This window comes from Streptomyces capoamus, assembly GCF_014654935.1.
In the GTDB taxonomy this organism is placed as follows: Bacteria; Actinomycetota; Actinomycetes; order Streptomycetales; family Streptomycetaceae; genus Streptomyces; species Streptomyces capoamus.
This window is the reverse complement of the sequence record NZ_BNBF01000001.1, coordinates 350,997-357,919: the sequence shown is the minus strand read 5'-3', so window position 1 is coordinate 357,919 and position 6,923 is coordinate 350,997. Positions and strand designations below refer to the sequence as shown.

Sequence of the window (6,923 nt, the reverse complement as noted above, 5' to 3'; positions counted from 1 at the left end):
TCGAAGACCTCCCGCACGGCGCAGGCCGCGGGCTGTTCGCCCGGGTCCGGAATCCCGCCGATCACCGACCACTTGCGCGTGTCGGTGCGCCTGCCGAGCAGCACCCTGCCCTCGTCGTCGAAGACGATCGCGGTGACGCCGGGGAGCCACAGCAGCTGCCGGCCGGCGCTGGCCCTGAGGGTGCGGATGAAATCGGGAGTAGCCATGCGCCGACCCTAACGGGCCGCCGCGCCGCGCCCCGGCAGGTGCGGAGGTCGCACGACGTCCGGTCGTACGGCTACGCGACAGCGGTGCGCCGCGCGCGCAGCCCGGACCCGATCGCCCAGCCGATCCCGCCCGCGGCGACCAGCACCAGGGCGATCTCCGGGAGGATGCCCACCTCGGTGGCGGGCGTGGTGGACGTGCGCAGCGGCACCTTCTGGACGAGGTAGGCGGGCACGAACATGCCCGTCTTCTGGGTGATGCGCCCGTCCGGCATGATGACCGCGCTGACGCCGCTGGTCACCGGCACGGTCACGGTGCGGCTGTGCTCGACGGCGCGGATCCGGGACATGGCGAGCTGCTGGTAGGTCATCTCGCTGCGGTCGAAGGTGGCGTTGTTGCTGGGCACGGAGATCATCTCCGCCCCGTGCGTCACGGTGTCCCGCACCGCCCAGTCGAAGGCGGCCTCGTAGCAGGTGGCCAGGCCGACCTTGGCGCCGTTGATGTGGAACACGCCCGGCCGGGTGCCCCGGTCGAAGTCCCGGTGAGCCATCTCGGTCCACCGCTTGTTGATCGCTCCGACCAGCGAGCGCAGCGGGAGGAACTCACCGAAGGGCTGGATCTGCCGCTTGTCGTAGGTCTGGGTCGGTCCCTTCACCGGGTCCCACAGGATCTGCTCGTTGAGCATCCTGCCGTCCTTCTCCACGACCGAGCCGACGGAGACGGGCACACCGATGTCCTTGGCCGCCTGTTCGACGACGAGGGAGGCGTCGGCGTACTCGAGCGGGTCGATGTCGGAGGAGTTCTCCGGCCACAGCACGTAGTCCGGCCGGGGGACCTTGCCCGCCCTGACGTCGGCGGCGAGCTTGTGCGTCTCGCGCGCGTGGTAGTCGAGCACGGCCCGCCGCTGGGCGTTGAACTCCAGCCCGGAGCGCGGCACGTTGCCCTGGACGAGGGCCACGGTGGCGGTGCCGTCCTCCGCCGTGTCGCTCACCAGTGCGCGGGCCGCGAGCGCGCCGCCCAGCGGTACGGCCATGCTCAGCAGTGCGGCGGCCGCGGTGGCCGGCCGGACGGTACGGGTCCGGCGCCGCTCGCCCGCCAGTCGGACGGCCTCGTACAGGCCGAAGCCGCACAGGACGACCGCGAAGCCGAGGACCGGGGTGCCGCCCACCGCGGCGAGCGGCAGGAAGACGCCGTCCGCCTGACCGAACGCGATCTTGCCCCAGGGGAAGCCCCGGAAGGGCACGCGCGCGCGTACCGCTTCGCCCGCGATCCACACCGCCGCGGCCCACACCGGCCACGCGGGCAGCCGGGACACGGCGGCGACGCCCACGCCGGACAGGGCGACGAAGACCGCCTCGATGGCGACCAGGGCCAGCCAGGGCCCCGGGCCGACCTCCACGCCGGTCCACACCAGCAGGGGGAGCAGGAAGCCCAGCCCGAAGAGGTAGCCGAGACCGAGGGCCGCCTTCCAGCTCCGGCCGCGCAGCACCCAGGCGAAACCGGCGAAGGCGGGCAGGGCCAGCCACCACAGGGTGCGGGGCGGGAAGCTGACGTAGAGCAGCACTCCGCTCAGTGCGGAGGCGGCGGCCGGGACCAGGCGCAGGAGCCGGCCGCCGCGCGCGCCGGGGGCGGGGCGCGGTTCGAGCTGGTCCGGCTGGTCCACGGAAGTTGCGGTGACGGTCACCCGGGTGAGTGTACGGCGGTCGGCATCGTCGCCGACAGGACGGTCCGGGGGCGGAACACCGGCGGTTGTGCCTGGTCGGGCCCGGTGGCGGGGGGCGGGCGGCCGGGCGCCCGGCCGCCGGCTCCCGCCCGGAGGGGGACGGCGTCCCGGCCGGGAAGACCGCCGCTGCAGCCGGGAAGATCGCCGGTATGGGGCGGAATCACAGTGATTCCACCTGCCTCGTGTCCAAAGCACCCATGAGCCGTTACGGTGTGCCCAGCTTCGGCGGCGCGGCCGGACCGGTACACGGCCGTGGTCCGCCACAGGTCGGGGGACCGGGTACGAGGGGCGACGGGTGGGGTCGACACGGACGGGATCCGTGACCGGTGCGTACGGTGCGGACGTCTACAGCACGCGAAGAAACGTTTCCGACGGGACGGGTGTGCTCCTGTTGGGGGCCTGCGCCGGGTGGTCGCTGATCACCGCGGCGGCCCACGGCGGCCGGCCCGAGGGCATGCTGCTCGCGGTGCTCGCCGCGGCGGCCGGCTACGCCGCGGGCCGGGTCTCCGGTGCGCTGCTGCCGGTGGCCGCCCCCTGCGTCGGCGCGGTGACGGCGCTCGCGCTGGCCGTGGCGGTGCCCGGGCTCTCCCCCGGTCCCTGGTACGCCGCCCCGCCCGGGCACGCCGGCGCCACGGCCGCGTTGCTGGCGCTGGCCACCGGGGCCGCGTGCTGTGCCGCCTGGGCCACGGCCGTACCGGCCCTCCGCTTCGGACTGCGGGCCTTGGCCTGCGTCGTCGTGGCCGCCGGGGCCGTGCTGGGGTCGGTGGCCGGATGCGCGGCGGGCGCGGTCGTGCTGGTGTACTCGCTGGCGGCGGGGGCGGCGCGCGGCCGGGGGGCGTGGCTGGCGGGGCCGGCCGCGGCGGCGGGCCTGGTCGCGGCCGCGCTCTGGGGACTCGCCGGGGACGCGCTGCCCGGCGGCCTCGCCGACGCGCTCCGGGACCGGCTCGGCGCGGACCGGGTCCGGCTGTGGCGCCAGGCCCTGGGACTCGCGGGCCGGCACGGCGGCCTGGGGATCGGTCCCGGCCGGTTCGGCGAGCTGGGCACGGCGGCGCCACGGGTCCCGCCGTCCGACGGCCGACCGTACTCGGCCCCGCTGCAGCAGGCGGCAGAGCAGGGGCTGGTCGGGGTGCTCCTGCTGGCCGCGGTGTTCTGCTGGGTGCTGTACGCGTTGTGGCGTTCGCCGCGCTCCACGCCGGTCGCGCTCACGGCGGGGGCGGCGCTGGCCGGGCTGGCCGTCCTGGCCTCGGTGAGCAATGCCCTGAGCTTCACCGCGGTCACGGCGGGCGCGGCGCTCCTGGCCGGCTGGGCCACGGCCCGGCCCTGGACGGGGACCGGTACGACGCCCTGGGCGGGGAGCGGTACGACGCCCCGCGCGGGGACCGGTACGGCGCCACGGCGGTGAACGGAAGGCCGAGCGGAACGGATCAGCCGGCCGTGCCCGGGGTGATCGTCCGCAGGCGGTCCTTGATGACCTGGACCGCCGTCTCCGCGTTGTCCACGGTGATGGTGAAGGTGTGGCCGTCCCACAGGCGCAGCACGATGCCCTCGCCACGGCGTACGACGACCGCGGTGCCCTTCTCCGGGCGCCAGCGGTAGCCCCAGCCGCCCCACTGGCGGGGGGTGACCAGGGCGGTGAAGTCGGCGCCGGCCACGTGCGAGAGCGGGATGCGTCGGCGCGGCAGCCCGATGTGCCCGCAGCGCACCTCGACGCACTCCCTGTCGAGCTTGAGGTCGACGTGCACGAAGGCGAGCGTGCCGAAGAGCACCAGCAGACCGGCCGCGATGCAGCCGACCACGGACATCGCCAGCGGGGCGGTCCCGGAGGTCCAGGCCGAGTCGACGGCCAGTTCGATGCCGAGCGCCATGCAGGCTGCGCCCACCAGGGCCAGCAGCCACTGCACCCGGTTGGTGGCGCGTCCCGTCCAGACGTCCGGGGGCGGAGTGTCGTCGGCGTCGGGGTGGTCCCTCATGTGTACGAGGTTACTCAGGTTCGGCCGCGCGGGGAGCCGCACAGTGGGTGACTGCTCCGCGCGGCCCGGACCGGGGGGCCGGGCCGCCGTGGGACGGGTGCCCGGGCGAGGTGCCGGGGAACCGTGGGACGGGTGCCGGGGCGGTAGGGGTCAGCCGCGGTCGGCGAGCGGCCCGGTGGCCGGCAGCAGCCGTCCCTCGGCGTAGTGCAGCGCGGGCGCGGGCAGCGGGCCGGGCCGGCCGCTCAGCAGGACGGTCAGCGTTCCCTCAGCGGGGGCCTCGGGGGCGGGGAGCTCGCCGATGCGGCGCAGGGCCTGGGCGGCCACCGCGCCGGCGGAGCCGTGCAGCACGAGCGGGGCGGCGCCGGGCCGCTGGACGGCGGCGCGGATACGTTCCGCCACCAGTTCGTAATGGGTGCAGCCCAGGACGACGGTCGTCACGTCGTCGGGCGTGAGCGCGGCCGCCGCGGCGACGGCCGCGTCGATCGCCGCCTCGTCCGCGTGCTCGACGGCCTCGGCCAGGCCCCAGCAGGGCACCTCGGCCACCCGCACCCCGGCGGCGAACTCCTCGATCAGGCCGCGCTGGTAGGCGCTGCCCGTGGTGGCGGGGGTCGCCCAGATGGCGACGGGTCCGCCGCCGGCCGCGGCCGGCTTGATCGCGGGGACCGTGCCGATGACCGGAATGCCGGGTTCGAGGCGGGCGCGCAGCGCGGGCAGGGAGTTCACGGTGGCCGTGTTGCAGCCGATGATCAACGCGTCGGGCCGGTGGGCCGCCGCGGCCTCGGCGACGTCCAGCGCACGCCGGGTGACGTCCTCGGGGGTACGCGGCCCCCAGGGCATGCCGTCCGGGTCCAGGGAGAGCACGAGATCCGCGTCGGGCCGCAGGCGCCGTACCGCGGCGGTGGCCGCCAGCAGGCCGATTCCGGAGTCCATGAGCGCGATCTTCACCCGGCCACGATAGACGATGCCGCCCTGGAAGCCGGAAGGGTGGGGCAGACTGCGGCCGTGAGCGCCTTCCTGTGGATCACCGTCGTATCACTGGCCGCCTGGTGCTGGCTGCTGCTCGGCCAGGGCTTCTTCTGGCGCACGGACGTCCGGCTGCCGCCGCGCCGGGAGCCGGCCCAGTGGCCCTCGGTGTGTGTGGTCGTACCGGCCCGCGACGAGGCCGCCGTGCTGCCCGCCAGTCTGCCGTCGCTGCTGGCGCAGGACTACCCGGGGCGGGCGGAGATCTTCCTGGTGGACGACGGGAGCACGGACGGCACCGGCGAGCTGGCCCGGGAACTGTCCCGGCGGCACGGCGGGCTGCCGCTCACGGTGGGCTCGCCCGGTGAGCCCCCGGCGGGCTGGACGGGCAAACTGTGGGCGGTGCGGCACGGCATCGCGTCCGCACGCGCGCGTGAGCCCGCGTACCTGCTGCTGACGGACGCGGACATCGCGCACGCGCCGGACAGCCTGCGCCGGCTGGTGGCGGCGGCCGGCACCGGGGGCTTCGACCTCGTGTCGCAGATGGCGCGGCTGCGGGTGGCGAGCCCGTGGGAGCGGCTCGTCGTGCCGGCGTTCGTGTACTTCTTCGCGCAGCTGTACCCCTTCCGCCGGATCGGCCGCCCGGGGTCGCGCACGGCAGCGGCGGCGGGCGGCTGCGTCCTGCTGCGCGCGGACATGGCCGAGAAGGCACGTGTCCCGGAGGCGATCCGGCACGCCGTCATCGACGACGTGGCGCTCGCGCGCGCGGTGAAGGACGCCGGCGGCCGCGTCTGGCTGGGGCTGGCCGACCGGGTGGACAGCGTGCGCCCCTATCCGCGGCTGCGCGACCTGTGGCGGATGGTGTCGCGCAGCGCCTATGCCCAGCTGCGGCACCACCCGCTGCTGCTCCTCGGTACGGTCGCCGGGCTCGCGCTGGTCTACCTGGTGCCGCCGGCCGCCGTGGCCGTGGGCGCGGCCGGCGGCGGTACGGCGACCGCGCTCGTGGGTGCGGCGGCGTGGGCGGTGATGACGGGCACGTACCTGCCGATGCTGCGCTACTACCGGCAGCCGCCGTGGCTCGCGCCGCTCCTGCCGCTCACCGCGTCGCTGTACCTGCTGATGACGGTCGACTCCGCCGTGCAGCACTACCGCGGGCGCGGGGCGGCGTGGAAGGGCCGCACCTACGCCCGTCCGGACGCCGTGCCCGACGAGGGCTGAGCCCGGCGTCCGTCGGCGGATGGCCGGCCCGGCTCACTTGCGGCCGGGCGTCCAGTTCATGCCCCAGCCGTAGGCGCGGTCCATGGTCCGCTGCGGGCTGGATCCGCGTTCCGGCACCAGGTAGCGCGCCTCGCGCCGGACGACGAGGTCGCCTCCGGTGTTCGTGATGAGCGCGAGCGCGCACACCGGGGACGCGACGGTGCACTCGTCCAGCGAGAACTCGATGGGCGCGCCGTGCTCCGGCCGGAGGGTGACCGTGGCGTGCAGGTCGGCGAAGGAGTTCGCGCCCTCGTAGATGGTGACGAAGACCAGGATGCGCCGGAAGTCGTGCCGGTGGTCGAGGTTGACGGTGAGGTTCTCGCCGCTCTCCACGGCACCGGTGCGGTCGTCGCCGTCGAGGTGGATGTACGGCGGCCGGTGCAGTGAACCGAAGGAGTTGCCGAGGGCCTGGACGACTCCCTTGCGGCCGTCGGTGAGTTCGTACAGCGCGCACAGGTCGAGGTCGACCTCGCCGTGGCCGGCCCACCGGCTGCCCCAGCCCGGGGACTGCTTGCGCATCTGCCAGTTGAGGTTCACCCGCATGGCACCGGAGGTGCCGCCCTGCTTGGCCAGCGAGACGGACGGGGCCGCCTTGGTGAGGGTGACCTGTGACAGGCGGACCGGCTGCGCCGGGGGCGTGGGCGCCGGGGGCGCCGTGGCACGGACCGGCGGGGCCGGAGGTACGGCGGGAGGGGCCGGAGGTGCCGGAGGTGCGGCCCGGGCCGGTGCGGCGGGCGGTGCGGTGTGCTGCGGCACGTCCACGGTGATGCCGAAGTCCGTCGCCAGTCCTTCGAGTCCGCTGCCGTAGC

The 6,923-nt window shown here is 75.5% G+C and carries 7 protein-coding genes; 2 read left to right on the top strand and 5 right to left on the bottom strand.

The window, feature by feature from the left end:
• The coding region (locus tag IE312_RS38490) for an NUDIX domain-containing protein (RefSeq protein ID WP_229898869.1) at positions 1-206 on the bottom strand (206 nt) is incomplete at its 3' end.
• A 71-nt stretch (positions 207-277) separates the two neighbouring features.
• Positions 278-1,888 (bottom strand): apolipoprotein N-acyltransferase, encoded by a 1,611-nt coding sequence (gene lnt / locus IE312_RS01700; RefSeq protein ID WP_189977573.1) that lies wholly within the window; start codon positions 1,886-1,888, stop codon positions 278-280.
• Between the two features lie 421 nt (positions 1,889-2,309).
• On the opposite strand from lnt, the gene IE312_RS01695 reads away from it, so the two are divergent.
• Positions 2,310-3,329, top strand: a complete 1,020-nt coding sequence (locus tag IE312_RS01695) for an O-antigen ligase family protein (protein WP_229898965.1) — start codon at positions 2,310-2,312, stop codon at positions 3,327-3,329.
• Between the two features lie 22 nt (positions 3,330-3,351).
• Here the strand turns inward: IE312_RS01695 and IE312_RS01690 are convergent, their stop codons facing one another.
• Together IE312_RS01690 and IE312_RS01685 are read right to left on the bottom strand one after the other, a co-directional pair.
• Positions 3,352-3,897, bottom strand: coding sequence for a hypothetical protein (locus IE312_RS01690; protein WP_189977571.1), 546 nt, complete (start codon positions 3,895-3,897; stop codon positions 3,352-3,354).
• A gap of 150 nt (positions 3,898-4,047) precedes the next feature.
• Positions 4,048-4,842, bottom strand: a complete 795-nt coding sequence (locus IE312_RS01685; protein WP_189977569.1) for a glutamate racemase — start codon at positions 4,840-4,842, stop codon at positions 4,048-4,050.
• 39 nt (positions 4,843-4,881) lie between these two features.
• Here IE312_RS01685 and IE312_RS01680 point away from each other — a divergent pair, with 39 nt between their 5' ends.
• On the top strand, positions 4,882-6,075 hold the full coding sequence (locus tag IE312_RS01680) for a glycosyltransferase (protein WP_189977567.1): 1,194 nt from the start codon (positions 4,882-4,884) through the stop codon (positions 6,073-6,075).
• A 33-nt stretch (positions 6,076-6,108) separates the two neighbouring features.
• Here the strand turns inward: IE312_RS01680 and IE312_RS38485 are convergent.
• On the bottom strand, positions 6,109-6,923 hold an 815-nt coding region (locus IE312_RS38485; RefSeq protein ID WP_440862341.1), incomplete at its 5' end, for a TerD family protein.